This window comes from Rhodospirillaceae bacterium, from assembly GCA_016722635.1.
Taxonomy (GTDB): Bacteria; Pseudomonadota; Alphaproteobacteria; order JAEUKQ01; family JAEUKQ01; genus JAEUKQ01.
The window spans coordinates 310,347-325,723 of the sequence record JADKIX010000003.1; the positions used below are offsets into that span (position 1 = coordinate 310,347).

At 41.5% G+C, this 15,377-nt stretch carries 18 protein-coding genes; 9 read left to right on the forward strand and 9 right to left on the reverse strand.

Going from position 1 to position 15,377, the window contains the following annotated elements; all coding sequences use genetic code 11:
- Both IPP67_01765 and IPP67_01770 read right to left on the reverse strand, forming a co-directional pair.
- Window positions 1-891, reverse strand: a complete 891-nt coding sequence (locus tag IPP67_01765; GenBank protein MBL0337927.1) for a DUF58 domain-containing protein — start codon at window positions 889-891, stop codon at window positions 1-3.
- Window positions 891-1,901 (reverse strand): MoxR family ATPase, encoded by a 1,011-nt coding sequence (locus tag IPP67_01770; protein ID MBL0337928.1) that lies wholly within the window; start codon window positions 1,899-1,901, stop codon window positions 891-893. The genes IPP67_01765 and IPP67_01770 overlap by 1 nt, the downstream gene beginning before the upstream one ends.
- Before the next feature lie 243 nt (window positions 1,902-2,144).
- Here IPP67_01770 and IPP67_01775 point away from each other — a divergent pair, with 243 nt between their 5' ends.
- Together IPP67_01775 and IPP67_01780 are read left to right on the forward strand one after the other, a co-directional pair.
- Complete coding sequence (locus tag IPP67_01775; protein ID MBL0337929.1) at window positions 2,145-2,429, forward strand: hypothetical protein; 285 nt, start codon at window positions 2,145-2,147, stop codon at window positions 2,427-2,429.
- The gene (locus IPP67_01780; GenBank protein ID MBL0337930.1) at window positions 2,426-3,721 is read left to right on the forward strand and encodes a CCA tRNA nucleotidyltransferase; all 1,296 of its coding nucleotides are present in this window, start codon (window positions 2,426-2,428) and stop codon (window positions 3,719-3,721) included. Before IPP67_01775 ends, IPP67_01780 begins: the two co-directional genes overlap by 4 nt.
- Before the next feature lie 16 nt (window positions 3,722-3,737).
- Here the strand turns inward: IPP67_01780 and hemF are convergent, their stop codons facing one another.
- Window positions 3,738-4,634 (reverse strand): oxygen-dependent coproporphyrinogen oxidase, encoded by an 897-nt coding sequence (gene hemF / locus IPP67_01785; GenBank protein MBL0337931.1) that lies wholly within the window; start codon window positions 4,632-4,634, stop codon window positions 3,738-3,740.
- A 10-nt stretch (window positions 4,635-4,644) separates the two neighbouring features.
- Window positions 4,645-5,103: a hypothetical protein gene (locus tag IPP67_01790; GenBank protein ID MBL0337932.1), complete on the reverse strand. Its 459-nt coding sequence runs from the start codon at window positions 5,101-5,103 to the stop codon at window positions 4,645-4,647.
- 252 nt (window positions 5,104-5,355) lie between these two features.
- On the opposite strand from IPP67_01790, the gene petA reads away from it, so the two are divergent.
- Genes petA through IPP67_01805 form a run of 3 tightly spaced genes read left to right on the forward strand, consistent with a single transcriptional unit; the run spans window position 5,356 to window position 7,943 of the window.
- Window positions 5,356-5,910, forward strand: coding sequence for a ubiquinol-cytochrome c reductase iron-sulfur subunit (gene petA, locus IPP67_01795; GenBank protein MBL0337933.1), 555 nt, complete (start codon window positions 5,356-5,358; stop codon window positions 5,908-5,910).
- 11 nt (window positions 5,911-5,921) lie between these two features.
- The gene (locus IPP67_01800) at window positions 5,922-7,154 is read left to right on the forward strand and encodes a cytochrome b/b6 (protein ID MBL0337934.1); all 1,233 of its coding nucleotides are present in this window, start codon (window positions 5,922-5,924) and stop codon (window positions 7,152-7,154) included.
- A 12-nt stretch (window positions 7,155-7,166) separates the two neighbouring features.
- Window positions 7,167-7,943, forward strand: a complete 777-nt coding sequence (locus IPP67_01805; protein ID MBL0337935.1) for a cytochrome c1 — start codon at window positions 7,167-7,169, stop codon at window positions 7,941-7,943.
- Window positions 7,944-8,030: 87 nt separating this feature from the next.
- On the opposite strand, the gene ychF is transcribed toward IPP67_01805, so the two are convergent.
- From ychF to IPP67_01825, 4 genes are all read right to left on the reverse strand, one after another.
- The gene (gene ychF, locus IPP67_01810; GenBank protein MBL0337936.1) at window positions 8,031-9,128 is read right to left on the reverse strand and encodes a redox-regulated ATPase YchF; all 1,098 of its coding nucleotides are present in this window, start codon (window positions 9,126-9,128) and stop codon (window positions 8,031-8,033) included.
- A gap of 26 nt (window positions 9,129-9,154) precedes the next feature.
- Window positions 9,155-9,748 carry an aminoacyl-tRNA hydrolase gene (locus IPP67_01815; GenBank protein ID MBL0337937.1) on the reverse strand — a complete coding sequence of 198 codons (594 nt, stop codon included), beginning with the start codon at window positions 9,746-9,748 and terminating at the stop codon, window positions 9,155-9,157.
- A 7-nt stretch (window positions 9,749-9,755) separates the two neighbouring features.
- The gene (locus tag IPP67_01820) at window positions 9,756-10,439 is read right to left on the reverse strand and encodes a 50S ribosomal protein L25/general stress protein Ctc (protein MBL0337938.1); all 684 of its coding nucleotides are present in this window, start codon (window positions 10,437-10,439) and stop codon (window positions 9,756-9,758) included.
- Between the two features lie 131 nt (window positions 10,440-10,570).
- Entirely contained in the window at window positions 10,571-11,503 is a 933-nt protein-coding gene (locus IPP67_01825; protein MBL0337939.1) for a ribose-phosphate pyrophosphokinase, read from the reverse strand.
- A gap of 329 nt (window positions 11,504-11,832) precedes the next feature.
- Between IPP67_01825 and IPP67_01830 the strand changes: the two genes are divergently transcribed.
- A complete protein-coding gene (locus tag IPP67_01830) occupies window positions 11,833-12,882 on the forward strand; it encodes a GMP reductase (GenBank protein ID MBL0337940.1) in 1,050 nt (349 codons plus the stop codon).
- 78 nt (window positions 12,883-12,960) lie between these two features.
- Here the strand turns inward: IPP67_01830 and IPP67_01835 are convergent, their stop codons facing one another.
- On the reverse strand, window positions 12,961-13,461 hold the full coding sequence (locus IPP67_01835; GenBank protein ID MBL0337941.1) for a DUF192 domain-containing protein: 501 nt from the start codon (window positions 13,459-13,461) through the stop codon (window positions 12,961-12,963).
- Between the two features lie 223 nt (window positions 13,462-13,684).
- On the opposite strand from IPP67_01835, the gene IPP67_01840 reads away from it, so the two are divergent.
- From IPP67_01840 to IPP67_01850, 3 genes are all read left to right on the forward strand, one after another.
- The gene (locus IPP67_01840; protein MBL0337942.1) at window positions 13,685-14,152 is read left to right on the forward strand and encodes a cytochrome c; all 468 of its coding nucleotides are present in this window, start codon (window positions 13,685-13,687) and stop codon (window positions 14,150-14,152) included.
- Window positions 14,153-14,263: 111 nt separating this feature from the next.
- Window positions 14,264-14,503, forward strand: a complete 240-nt coding sequence (gene rpmE, locus IPP67_01845; GenBank protein MBL0337943.1) for a 50S ribosomal protein L31 — start codon at window positions 14,264-14,266, stop codon at window positions 14,501-14,503.
- A 296-nt stretch (window positions 14,504-14,799) separates the two neighbouring features.
- A complete protein-coding gene (locus IPP67_01850) occupies window positions 14,800-15,279 on the forward strand; it encodes an Hsp20 family protein (GenBank protein ID MBL0337944.1) in 480 nt (159 codons plus the stop codon).
- The last annotated feature ends 98 nt before the right edge of the window (window positions 15,280-15,377 follow it).

Below are 15,377 nucleotides of genomic sequence, written 5' to 3' on the forward strand. Positions count from 1 at the left end.
CTAGCTTTTCCCTTGTTTATTCAACAACCCATATAAGGTGATTAAAGTGGAAACTGCCGGTTTGTTAGTATGGCTATGTAAAAAACTCCACCCTAAAGAACGGCAGGTATTTTCTAATTCCAAGCGGTGAGCAAGCAAGCGATGCTGGTAAAGGGTACGTATAGATTGGGTTTTTTCAATCAGGATTTTTTGGTTATCCTCAAGTCCTTGGAAAAGGATCCGGCCTTGCAAATCAAACTCTTCTTCAGCTGGGTCCAAAATTTGTAACAAACATCCTTCCCCACTCCGTTTTGCAAAATTAAGGATATTTTGTTGGAAAATTGCCGTGGGAAGAAAAAAATCACTGATCATGACCAAGCGGCTATTATTGGATAAGGCGTCGATATTGGGAATAGAATCAGACGGTGCCGTCCGCTGGGTAATCAGATGGGCAGCCATGGGATTAACAGTGGAACGGGCAGATGAAGGCGTCATTTCACTTCCTATCAATCCAACCCTCTCACCTGCTTTCGTCAATAAAATAACCAGGGCCAACAGCAAAATTTCTGCCCGGTACATTTTTTCTGGCCAAGCAGAATCCGAAGAAAACTGCATGGATAAAGAATGGTCACACCATAACCAGACAGTTTGGGGAATTTCCCATTCCCGTTGTTTAATATAAACTTGATCGCTTTTAGCTGAACGACGCCAATCAATTGAACGGGCCGCATCCCCTTGCTGATATTGGCGGTATTGCCAAAATTCTTCACCAGGGCCCGCGCGGTGCCTGCCATGGACACCCTGGGCCACCACATCAGCCACCCGTTGCGCCGATAAAACAAGCGATGGCAATGTGGCCGCTATATCTTGGGCTTGTTCTTTTATTTTCAGCGATTGGATAGGATTAGCCATTAGTTCTGAGCCCGCTGACATAAGATATCAATAATCTGATCAAGGCCCATTCCATCCGAACGGGCCGTAAAATTCAAGGCCATCCGATGCCGGAGGATGGGTTTTGCCAAAGCTATAATATCTTCAAAATTAGGTGCATATCTGCCTTCCAGCAACGCCCGGGCACGGCAAGCCAACATTAAAGCCTGGGTGGCACGCGGTCCTGGCCCCCAGGCAACATATTTCTTAATTTCTTCAATATTGCTGCTATCGGGGCGCCCATTACGGACAATATTCAAAATTGCTTCTACCAACTGGTCTCCCACGGGTATTTGCCTTACCAGGCGTTGGGCTTCTAATAAATCATCTGTGCTTAACACCTGTTGGGCTGGGGCTTCGCTGGCACCTGTGGTGGCTAATAACATTAATTTTTCTGCTGCGCGGTCTGGGTAATTAATATCAACCTGCAATAGAAACCTGTCCAATTGGGCTTCAGGTAACGGGTAAGTCCCCTCTTGCTCAATGGGGTTTTGGGTCGCCATGACATGAAACGGTTTCGGCAAGTCGTGATATAATCCCGCTATGGAAATCCTTTTTTCCTGCATCGCCTGCAATAAGGCTGATTGTGTTCTGGGACTAGCCCGGTTAATTTCGTCCGCCATAAGTAATTGGGCAAAAACCGGCCCCGGCACAAAACGAAAACTTTTTTCACCGGTGGTTGATTGATCTAAAATTTCTGAACCTAGAATATCTGCTGGCATTAAATCCGGGGTACATTGGATACGTTTTTCCTGCAGACCCAAAACTTTCCCTAAGGTTTCAACCAATTTTGTTTTGGCCAAACCCGGCAACCCTATCAATAATAAATGCCCGCCGGAAAGAATACTGATCACCGATTCTTCAATGACGCGCGATTGCCCAAAAATGACCTTTGATACAGCCAGCTTGGCCTGTTGAATTTTTTGACTTACCATATCAACAGATTTCGTTACGGCTTGATTATTGCTAGCACTATTTACAGAAATTGTCATTTGATGATCCATCTATGCTGTATAATTCGTTTCAATAAGAATTTTTAAAGAAAAATTTAATTAGTTATTATCCTTATACAGGAAAAATGATGAAATTACAAAGCTGCTTTTCATATATAAAATCAATAATATGGAAGCAGATCGCTATAATTAAGGGATGGCTTGTCCAAATGTAATATGAGATATTAGAATGTTACATTTTGTATCTCATAAAATTTTATCCCAGAGAGCGGATAACATACCATGATGCGGTTATTATTAACGATTCTTCTGCCTTTCTTATTGCCTATCTTGATTTTTCTTGTTTATGCGGTCTACCAGAATCATAAAAATCCCCATAAACCAGCAGTCATTCCCTGGGGTTGGTTATTTGTCCTAGGGGGTGCTTTGGCAGGGATAACTATTCTTGCCGTCGAATTAACCAATCAGAGCGCCAAAGACGTTCACTACGTACCATCGCGCTTAATTGATGGTCAAATTATCCCAGGAACATTAACCCCTAAAGATGAAGCCACTGAAATAAAATGAGTTTTCTGAAAAACCAAACTTTAGGCAAAAGCTTGTTGAAGCAAGAATGGATTAATAACGCTTCGACGAAACGGGTAATTGATTGTTTTGTAAAAAATCAGGCGCCTTTTCGGTTTGTTGGCGGTTGTGTACGGGATGGCATTTTAAAACGCCCGGTTAAAGATATTGATATTTGCACCCCTTTATTGCCCCACGCCATTATTTCCTTGTTCCGTGACCATGATTTTGCTGTTTATGAAACCGGGCTGAAGCATGGTACAGTCACGATTGTAAGCAACCACCAGCCCTTTGAAATAACCACTTTAAGGCAGGATAAAGAAACCGATGGCCGCAGAGCCTTAGTTGAGTTTACAGATAGTTGGCAGGCGGACGCCGCCAGGCGGGATTTTACTTTTAATGCCTTATCCCTAACGGCAGAGGGTGAATTGTTTGATTATTTTGATGGAATAAGCGATTTACTAGTAGGGATTGTCCGTTTTATCGGAAACCCTCTTGATCGGATTAAGGAAGACCATTTAAGAATCCTTCGTTTACTCCGTTTCCAGTGCTATTACGGCAAAAGCCCTTTATCCCTTGAAACATTAGGATTGGTTAGTCAGCATGCTAATCTGATTAGCAAACTTTCCGGTGAACGGATTAGGCAGGAATTCTTAAAGATTTTATCCGCCCATGATCCTTACCCCACATTATTGGATATGAATAAAACAAAATTGTTGCAACAATTCTTGCCATTTTTCTTCAATTTAAAAACATTAGAATCACTGCTTTTTATCGAAGTTAACCTTTTAAATAAAAATTTTAGCCTAAAAATTGACCCGCTTAGGCGTTTAGCTGCTTTGTTGTCCTCCGCCTCAGAAAAAGATTATCTGCAAACTTCTAAGATCTTAAAATTTTCCAGTCGGCAACAACAACAGCTATTAAGTTATTACCACCACACCGGCAAAATTAAGCCTGTTGAACCATTAACCATACGGCAATTTTTATATGATCACGGCCCTGAAATCTCCCTAGACCTCCTGCTGCTTCAAGAAGCCATAGATTTGTGTACCAAATCCACCACTTTGAAAAGCATTTTCAACGACCTTGAACTATATGACAAAGCCTGCAAAATATGGGAAAATCCTGTATTTCCTATTAAGGGAGATGATGTCCTAAAACTGAATATCAGGGAAGGGAAGGAAATTGGCCGCCTACTAGACGAGGTCAAAAGATGGTGGCGGCAACACGACTTTAGGCCTGATCACACCGCATGTATGGAATATGTAAAAGGCTTGATTGCCGCCAGCAAATAGTAACATACTAATAGCTTTATGGCCAAGATACCAAAGGTGGCAATGACATTAAAATAGCTTCAACGTTCCCATCGGTTTTTAAGCCAAAAATAGTTCCCCTGTCATACAGTAAATTAAACTCTACATATCGCCCACGCCTTATTAACTGTTCTTGCCGATGCTGTTCTTCCCATTCTAAATCCATCAATTTTTCAATTATTTCACTATAAACCTCAAGGAAACCCACCCCAACATCTTTGGTAAAAGCAAAATCCTGTTCCGGGTTGCCGGTGTTTAAATAATCATAAAAAATTCCCCCTGCCCCGCGCGCCTCGGAACGGTGTTTAATAAAAAAATAATCATCACACGCTTTTTTAAATCGGACATAGTAATCCTCATTATGGCGATTGCATATTCCTTCTAAAACTTGATGAAAACGATGAATTTCCGGCTGGTTAATTGTAAAATCCGCTGTCATGGGTGTAATATCCGCCCCACCCCCAAACCAGGTCTTGTTTGAGGTAACAATCATGCGGGTATTCATATGAACTGTGGGAATGAATGGGGAGTATGGGTGGATAACAACGCTAATCCCGCTTGCCCAAAACTTACCGTCCTTTTCCGCTCCTGGGATTTGCCGACGGAAATCCTCTGAAAACAATCCGTAAACAGCTGAAAAATTAACACCTGCTTTTTCAAATAAATGCCCCTTCAAAATTCGCATTTCACCGCCACCCGCAGCTGTCCCGGGCGGCAATAAGGGATCTGTACGTTTCCAAGTTTTAGCAGTAAATTTCTTCGGTTTTTCTTTTGCCTTCAAGCCTTTTTTGATAAATAAGGATTCGTAATTTTCAATTTTATGACAAATCTTCTGCTGCAATTCTTGAAACCAATGTGAAGATTTTTCCTGATACTGCTGATAATTTTCTGGCATCTTGCTCTCATTATTTAGAGAATTGTTTGGTTTGCCGCAAAGCTTCACTCAAGACAATGCCCGCGGCAATGGCCACATTCATGGAACGCATCATCGGCATCATCGGGATATAAACACGGGCAAAGGCTTGCCGATGCAATTGCTCTGGAACACCCTGGCTTTCTTGTCCAACTATCAATAAATCGTCACTGGCATAGCGGAACTCATCATATCTTTCTTCACCCTTGGTCGTTAACAAAACCAATCGGTTTGGACGTGATAGCATTACTTTTTCATATTCTTGCCAAGAACGGTAGCGATGGACTTTTTCAGGATTAAAATAATCTAAGGCAGTTTGCTTTAACCGGCGGACATCCCATATAAAACCCAATGGCTCAATAATATCGGTTTCAATACCTAAACACGCTGTTAAACGCAGCATTGCACCTGTGTTTTGTGCGATGTCAGGTTGAAAAATAATTAATCGCATTTGATTTATTCTTACCTAATTGTTAAGACATATAGCAGGTACCTATTGAAAAGCTTTTGCTATTGCTACAAAATGCGGCTGTTTGACGCATATTTAGCGAATGATTACCCGAACTTCAACAACTTCTAATAATGAAACAGTCTGGCAGATAAAATTTTTGTTGAGAACATCACTATATCAGGTATAAGCAGAGATGGTAGATCTATAAATAAATTTGAAGAAAAAGCGCTGTCATCAAGCGGAGCGTCAAGAATGGTAGAAAAGAAAACGTCAGATAAGATTGAAAATAAAGAAAACCCGTCAAGGCGGGATTTTCTTATTTTAGCTGCCACCGCCACAGCTGCAGTCGGTGTTGGTGCTGTTGCCGTGCCGTTTATCCAGCAAATGAACCCCGCCCGTGATGTACTGGCTTTATCATCCATAGAAATTGATATTTCAAAAATTGCCGTCGGGCAAAGCATTACCGTTAAATGGCGGGGAAAACCTGTTTTTATTCGCCACCGTACACCGGAGGAAATTGCATCCGCTGAAAGCGTCAATATTAAGGACCTCCCTGACCCACAAGCAGATAAAGACCGGGTAAAAAAACCTGAATGGTTAATTGTGGTAGGCATTTGTACCCATCTTGGCTGCGTTCCAAGTGGTCAAAAAATTGGTGATAATCGAGGGGCATTTGGCGGCTGGTATTGCCCTTGCCACGGTTCACAATATGATACATCTGGTAGAATCAAAGAAGGGCCAGCACCGTTAAATCTACCGGTCCCGGCATATGAATTTATTAATGATAAGATTGTTCGCATAGGCTAAGGAAAATTAGCATGAGTGTGGTATTTAAAAATCGCTTGGTTCGTTGGATTGACCATCGTCTTCCTATTTTCAGCACGATGCATCATGAATTATACGAATATCCTGTTCCCAGAAATTTAAATTACTTTTGGAACTTCGGTTTCCTTGCAGGTTTTATGCTGATGGTCATGATTGCCACTGGTATTGTCTTAGCCATGCACTATACTGCCAATACCTTGTTAGCTTTTGACAGCGTTGAAAAAATTATGCGCGATGTGAATTATGGGTGGCTGATCCGTTATATCCATATGAATGGCGCTTCGATGTTTTTTATATTGGTATATATCCATATTTTCCGTGGGATGTATTACGGGTCATTTAAAGCACCGCGTGAGTTATTATGGATGTTAGGGGTGGTCATATTCTTCCTGATGATAATGACGGCATTTATTGGGTATGTACTGCCTTGGGGACAAATGAGTTATTGGGGAGCAACCGTCATTACGAACCTATTTTCTGCTATCCCCTTGGTGGGCGATGACATTGTGACTTGGTTGTGGGGCGGTTTTTCAGTTGATAACCCTACCCTTAATCGTTTTTATGCTCTACACTATTTATTGCCCTTTGTTATTTTAGGTGTGGTTTTTCTTCATGTGTTGGCCCTTCACCGCTTTGGTTCCAATAATCCCTTAGGAATTGATTTGAAAAGGCCGCAGGATAAAATTTCTTTCCATCCCTACTACACGGTGAAAGATCTGTTTAGCTTGGGGATTTTCTTAATTATTTTCAGTTATTTTATCTTTTTTAACCCCAATTATTTGGGCCACCCCGATAATTATATTCCAGCAGATCCTTTAGTGACACCTGCCCATATCGTGCCAGAATGGTACTTCTTACCCTTCTATGCCATTTTGCGGGCGATCCCTTCCAAGTTGGGCGGTGTTTTAATGATGGGCGGGGCTATTGGCATTCTGTTCCTATTGCCTTGGCTTGATCGTTCTCCGGTTCGCAGCGGAAAATTCAGGCCCATCTTCAAATGGTGTTTCGCTTTATTTGTCCTGAATGGTTTTGTTTTGGGGTATTGCGGTGCTAATCCACCGGAGGGTAATTTTATTCTAATCTCCCGCATTTCAACAGCCTTCTATTTCGGCTATTTCATTATCTTGTTGCCTTTGATCAGCTTGATTGAAAAGCCCAAGCCATTACCCAGCAGCATTAGTCAACCCATTTACCCGACGGATACCCCTGCTTCTAAGAACAGTTGAGGATAGCGCACAATGTTTCCATCTTTTTTCAAACTACCTTTTACGGTGATGTTATTAACGGGTAGCCTGACGTTGAATACGGCCTTGGCTGAAAGTAATGGGGAAGGCATTCCTAAGCAAGATTGGAGTTTTACGAAGTTATTTGGAACTTTTGATCGGGCAGCGCAACAACGTGGGTTACAGGTATTTCGTGAGGTTTGTTCTGCTTGCCATTCGGCGTCTAAACTTTCTTACCGTAATTTACAAGAGCTTGGTTTTTCCGCAGACCAGGTCAAAGCAATTGCCGCCCAAGATCAAATTACCGATGGCCCGAATGATGAAGGGGAATTTTTTGAACGCCCCGGTCTTCCCAGTGATTTTTTTAAGGCACCCTTTGCTAATGAACAAGCCTCACGCGCCAATAATAATGGTGCTTATCCACCTGATCTATCTTTAATTGTCAAAGCCAGGGAAGGTGGTGCGGATTATCTCTATGCGTTATTAACGGGTTATGATACCCCCCCCGCTGGCGTAACCGTGCCTGAAGGCAGATATTATAACCGCCATTTCGCAGGCCACCAGATATCCATGCCCCCACCTTTGTCAGCCGCTGGCTTGGTTACTTATAGCGATGGAACCGAGGCAAGTATTGCCCAGATGGCAAAAGATGTTACCGTTTTCTTAGCCTGGGCTGCTGAACCAGAATTAGAAGCCCGGAAAAGACTAGGGCTTCAGGTTATTATTTTCTTAAGTGTTTTAACAATTATTTTATATGCTGCGAAGAAACGGGTTTGGTCTCGCTTAAAATAAATAACTGATATATTTGCCCTATTTTCCATAGGGCTTAAGTCAACCCGTTTTGCGATTATTACGACAACTTAAGTATGATATAAGACGTTAAACATTAAAACGGAAATGGAAGATATCCCCATCTTGCGTCATATATTCTTTACCCTCTAAGCGCATCTTACCAGCTTCCTTTACTTGAGCTTCGCCACCATAATTAACATAATCGGCATAGGAAATTGTTTCTGCCCGAATAAAACCTTTCTCAAAATCGCTATGGATAACTCCAGCCGCCTGCGGTGCTTTTGTACCACGTCTAACTGTCCAAGCATGCGCTTCTTTGGGACCAATTGTAAAGAATGTTAGCAGGTTTAATAGGCGAAAACCGGCTTTAATAACCTGATCTAACCCTGTTTCTTGCAAACCCATACTACGCAAATAATCCAAGCGTTCCTCTTGATCTTGCAAGAGAGAGAGTTGGGCCTCAATTTCTGCCGAGATTACCACGGACAAGGATTGTTCCGCTGCGGCGTACTTAACGACCCGTTCGGAATATAGATTCCCTTTTGCGGCAGAAGCTTCATCTACATTACACACATAAACAATCGGTTTCGCCGTAATCAACTGCAACTGACTGAAATATGCCACATCATTTGCTAGTACCTTGAAAGTTCTGGCCGCATGACCCGCTTGGATATGTTGCAAGATGGTTTCAAAGAAGGCATAGAATTTTTTTGCCTCCACATCTCCCACGCGCGCTTTTTTAGCAAGTGCTTCTTTTCTTTTTTCCAAACTTTCTAAGTCTGATAATAACAATTCTGTATTGATGATTTCTATATCACGGATGGGGTCAACCGTGCCTTCCACATGGGTAATATCCCCCTCAAAACAACGTACAACATGGCAAATAGCATCTACACTGCGGATATGGCCTAGAAATTGGTTACCTAACCCCTCCCCTTGGCTAGCCCCTTTTACTAAACCAGCTATGTCCACAAACTCTAATTGCGTCGGGATAATCTTTGCCGATTTAGCCAGTTGCGCCAATTTATGTAACCGGGAATCAGGAACCCCAACCCTGCCAATATTTGGTTCAATGGTACAAAATGGATAATTTGCCGCTTGGGCTGCAGCCGAACTGGTCAGAGCATTAAAAAGGGTTGACTTACCTACGTTTGGCAAGCCGACAATACCGCAATTGAACCCCATATTTATTTTCCTTTAAAAATGATCAATTAGTCCGTGGAAAGTGGTTTAGATAAAACTTTCTTTGTTTGGAATAGCTTATTCATAAAACCATTGGCATCCCCAGACATTAAAACTGTTATATGTTCGGCTATATCTTTAATCAAGGGTGCTAAGGAATCTTGCTCGTTTGTTGTAAAATTTGATAATACGTAGGAATGCACTAAATCTTTCCTGCCAGGATGGCCGATGCCAATACGAATGCGCCAATAATTCTCCCCCAAATGCGCGTCAATGGAACGCAATCCATTATGTCCGGCATTGCCCCCACCTTGCTTCACCTTGATTTTACCTTGCGGCAAATCCAGTTCATCGTAAAAAACCAATAAATTTTCTGGGGATACTTTATAAAATTGGCACGCAGCTGCCAGGCATTCGCCTGATTTATTCATATAGGTTTGCGGCTTTATAATAATCGCCTTCTCTGTGCCAATCATACCGTCATAAAGCAAGCCTTTAAACTTCATTTTACCCCCAGAAAAAGCATAGCGGCGGATGATTTCATCCACCGCTATAAACCCAATATTATGCCGATTGAGACGATGGGTTGGTTCAGGATTACCTAATCCGGCCAAAATCAGCATTGGATTGTTACTTTTTCTCACCCGCCGGTTTGGCAGTGCCCGCATCCGGGGCTGCTGTACTTGCTGCTGAAGCCGCTGCTGCTTGATCCGCCGTTGCCTTATCAGCTTCCGCATCGCCCTTCAAAGCGCTTGGTGCGGCAATGGTCGCAATGGTAAAGTCGCGATCGGCAATGGCCGGTATCACATTTTTATCCAACTGAATTTTACTAATATGAATGCTATCCCCAATTTCTAATCCACTTAAATCAATGGTTATAACATTAGGAATATTTTCTGGGGAACAAATTAACTCGACTTGATGGAGCACGATATTCAATACGCCACCACGTTTAATTCCAGGCGATTGTGTTTCGTTGATGAATTGCACCGGAACGTTCACATGAATTTTGCTATTCTTGGAAATTCGCATAAAATCAGCGTGCAGCGGAATATCGGTGACGGGATGCAATTGAACATCCTTTGGTAAAACACGTACCGTTTTATTACCCATTTTCAAATCAAATAGGGTCGCAAAAAAACCGGTCTTATGTAAATTCCGCTTTAATTCTGCTGGATCAAGAGAAATAAGATCCGTTTCCTGCTTATTGCCGTAAACGACTCCTGGCACCCTACCAGCCCGACGAATAGCACGCGCCGCACCTTTGCCCATCTCTTCACGGCTTTCAACCTTTAATATTTGCACTTCTGACATACGATTAATCTCCTTACGCATAAAACCCTTAGGTCCGGGCGAATTGATACCTTATTTTATTTTTAATTTCAATAGCTTATTATCCCTTTCTTCCTCTAACAGAAAAAAGAACTGCAAAGCGGCGGCCACCATTAGTCAAATAAGCTCGATACGGACCTTTCTTCACTGATCCGTCGAATAGCCTCAGCAATTAGAGGAGCCAAGGTCAACTGATGAATATTGTTAATTGATTGCGTTGCTTCTGTTGCCTGGATTGTATCGGTAATCATCATTAAATCAATAGGTGAATTATTAATTTTTGCTAATGCCCCCCCCGATAAGACTCCGTGGGTAATATAAACACTGACAGATATAGCCCCATGCTCACGCAAGGCAATCGACGCATTGCAAATAGTTCCAGCCGAGTCAACAATATCATCAATAATGATGCAACGCTTACCCTTTACGTCCCCAATCACGTTCATAACCTCTGAAATGCCTGCGGCTTCACGCCTTTTATCGATGATAGCCAGATCGGCATTGATACGCCTGGCAATTGTTCTGGCTCTTAAAACGCCACCTACATCCGGCGAAACGATAGTAATGCCATCCGTACCATAGCGCATTTGGATATCTTTACTTAAAACGGGCGCAGGCAACAAATTATCGGTGGGAATATCAAAAAAACCCTGGATCTGTCCGGCATGTAAATCGACAGTTAATACCCGATTAGCCCCTGCAACGGTGATAAGGTTAGCGACAAGTTTAGCCGAAATAGGCGTACGCGGGCCTGACTTCCTATCCTGGCGGCCATATCCATAATAAGGGATAACTGCTGTAATACGTTTGGCAGACCCACGTTTCAAGGCATCCATAATGATAAGTAATTCCATTAAATTATCATTGGTTGGATATGAAGTGGATTGAATAACGAATACATCTTCCCCACGTACATTTTCTAATATTTCAACAAATATTTCCATATCAGCAAATCTTCTGATACTGGCATTTGTTAAAGGGATATTCAGCTGTGCCGAGATTGCGGTTGCCAAAACGCGGTTACTATTTCCTGCAATTATTTTCATGGGGGGCCGGATTGATAAGAATGTTGATCAATTTTTACCTTAAGTATTTGATACGCAATCAATACAGCAAGAAGAAAAAATGTAAATATGATTCAACGATCATTTATTTCAATTTTATTTTTTGCTTCACAATGATCTTTATCATACGACGTAACAAAAACATTTCTGCCCCATCAAAAAATCTTTGGTTGACAGTATCAGGTAATTTTTCAACAATAGCTGCCAGAAACCAGGCATTTTTTTACTGCCCATTTCAACGAATTTCTACAAGTTTTCCTAAATATCCAATTTTTAGGTATTGGTCACCATCAAAACGGGGTTTATGTGATATGCGTATTGAAGAAGAAATTAAACTTGATTTTAAAGATGTCCTGATTCGCCCGAAGCGCAGCACTTTAAGATCGCGCGCAGAGGTCAATTTAAACCGGAAGTATAATTTTAGGCATACTGATAAAACATGGGAGGGTGTTCCCATTATTGCGGCTAATATGGATCATACCGGCACATTCTCTGTAGGAAATGCCCTGGCTAAACATCATTTAATGACTGCTATCGATAAATTTATGACCGTTGAAGAATGGCAGAAATTTTCCCAAAAGCATCCAGAAACATTAAATTATGTTTTTATCAGTTCCGGGATCAAACAAGATGATTTTGATAAATTAAAAATCATTATGCGACAGGCTGATCTGCCTTTCATTTGTTTGGATGTTGCCAATGGTTACTCCCAATATTTTGTTGATTTCGTTAGAAAAACCAGGGATGCGTTCCCTTCAAAAATCATCATGGCAGGGAATGTGGTAACGGGTGAAATGACCGAGGAATTAATCCTGTCCGGAGCTGATATTGTAAAAGTTGGCATAGGTCCTGGATCAGTATGTACAACCCGAAAAAAAACAGGGGTCGGGTATCCGCAAATTTCAGCTGTGATCGAATGTGCCGACGCAGCCCATGGCTTAAAGGGCTTGGTATGTTCAGACGGCGGTTGTACCGTCCCCGGTGATGTTGCCAAAGCATTTGCGGCGGGTGCGGATTTTGTGATGCTTGGGGGAATGCTTGCTGGGCATGATGAATGCAGCGGCGATATTTTCATCGATAAAGGGCAAAAATTTAAAAGATTTTATGGCATGAGCTCGAGTGAGGCGATGAATAAGCACCACGGAAAAGTCGAGGAATATCGGTCAAGCGAAGGAAAATCCGTTAACATCCCTTACCGCGGCGCCATCGAAAATACGATCTTTGATATTATGGGGGGATTACGCTCAACCTGCACCTATGTTGGTGCACAGCAACTAAAGGAATTATCAAAACGTACGACCTTTATCCGCGTTACCCAGCAAATCAATGAGATATATTCAACTTACCAAATCGGCGATTGAACAATTAAGCCCTACGGTTTAATCCAGACCGCTATCATGGCCGCCAGCTATCAGATTAGCTTGAGCTTTGGCCAATCGTTACTTCTCAGCTGTGGGCTTATTTGCATGAATGAAAAAGCTATGGATCAACTGATCCCCAACCTGAATATTTAATTTGTCACTGACCCCACCATTAATTTCCAAAACGGCAATTGCCAATTTCGGCGAAACAACAAGATTATCAGACTGCGGGATGACCCTTTTGCTAATACCGATAATCTTACCTTGCCTATCAATAAACAACATGTCCAAGGGCAAATAGGTATTTCTCATCCACATCCCGATGATCTGGGGTGTTTCAAAAAGAAAAAGCATCCCCTGATCAGCTGGCATAACCCTACGGAACATTAACCCTTGTTGACGCTGCTGGGGAGTGGCAGCAATTTCAACAGTCAATGTTTTTTCTTTACCATCGCCTGATTTTATAATAAGCGGCTCTTTATTGAAAGTAATTTGGGTATATCCTATTTGAGGATGAAATACCCCTAAAATACTTAAGATAAAAAGGTTTACTAAGCCAAATAATGTTTTTTTTCTCATGAAACTTCTTAAATCCTTTATTAAAAAAGTTTTTTATCCTATTTTTAACTAACAGAATGTATTGCTTATCTTAATACCTATTCTGAATATCTGCTGTATCAACGAAAGCCAAATTATTCTACCTCACCAATTGCCATAATCGTTATAATACATTAGAGTCATTTTGTTAACAGGCCATTATCCATAATTAAAAAAAATATTTCATTGGGTTGGAGTTACCATAATGTCAGTCTTAAAAAAAACCACTGCGATTATTAGTCTCGTTTTTGTCAGTAGCTTTGCACTCATTTCTTATGCCGTCACTCCTACGTCGGTGGATAATATCATTAAGGAGCGGCAAAACTTAATGAAAACTTTTGGCCAAAGCGGCCGGCAATTAAACGAGTTAATTGGTAAAGACAATCAAGCCGCCTTATTAATTCTTGAAAGCTTACAGAAAACCGCAAAATTGCTGCCCAATTACTTCCCCCAAGACACTGGAAATCCACCCTATCAAACGACTGCTAGTCCAACTATTTGGAAAAATTGGGATGATTTTGTAGCCAGTGCCAATATATTGGCTACGGAAATAGATAAAATCACTACTTTTCTGCAAGCTGGGAACGTTGCCGCTGCCCAAGAGCAGTTGGGAAATTTATCTAAGGTAGGGTGCGGAACCTGCCATAGTAAATTTCGTTTGTCAAAACGTTAGAAGACAGATAGAAAAGCCATTGACTTTTATAAGCAATCGCGCTTTATAGTCTCTTTTTACCGATATGGTTATTATCAGTTTTATTACTAGGTATGTTGAAGGAAAGCTATTATGAAAAAAGATATTCATCCGGACTATCATGAAATTACAGTCATTACGACGGATGGCAAAAGCCACAAAACAAAAACCACCTGGGGCAAAGCTGGTGATACCATGCGTTTGGAAATTGACCCTAAATCCCATCCGGCATGGACAGGTGTTCATCGTTTGATCGATAGCGGCGGACAATTGGCTAAATTTAACAAAAAATTCCAAAATTTGGGCTTAAAGAAAACAGGCTCAGAGAAATAACAAGGGGTGTTTAACAGTCTAAGACCATTATTGCCAGTTAGTGGTTGTTATTGCTTATAAGATATAGTCTAAGAATTGCCTTTAGCGGCCAAATTTAAAACCCCTTCATTTGCAGGGGTTTTTTGTTGCCTCTTGAAATCCTTTTCAAAAATTCCCACATCAGTTTTGTGCGTATAGGCACAAGGGCTTCAGCTGATGCTGATGACTCACTATACATGATATTAACCGTAGCGATTGCATGTAGGACTTTTAAGTATACTGCTAATCGTTCCATATTGCTCATTGGAGGATATGATATGAATAATTTTGATTTAACACCCCTTTTCCGTTCAACCATTGGTTTTGACCGGTTTTCTCAATTGCTTGAAAATATGGCCAATTCGGAAGATAACGCGTTTTCTTATCCGCCCTATAATATTGAAAGAATGGGAGAAGAAAATTACCGGATAACTATGGCAGTTGCTGGTTTTTCAGAAAGTGACGTCCAAATTACAGCTAAAGAAAATTCTTTGATTGTGGTAGGGAAAAGTCATAAATCAGAAGAACCGAAGCAATATTTATATCGCGGTATTGCCGGACGTTCTTTTGAAAGGCGATTTGAGTTAGCTGATTATATTCGGGTTGATTCGGCGTTCATTGATAATGGCTTGTTGCATATCGAGCTAATCCGTCAAGTGCCTGAATCAGCAAAACCAAGAACCATTAAAATCAGTAGTGTCTCCCAGTCTTTTAAGCATGAAAAACCAGTTGGACAAATTGGAAATCAAGCTGCTTAAGGTATCAAATTGATTTTCATCTATTTATAAGAACAGTGCCGCCATGTACTAGATGGCGGCACTGTCTTTTCCAGGGAAGCATCATCACTATCATATAA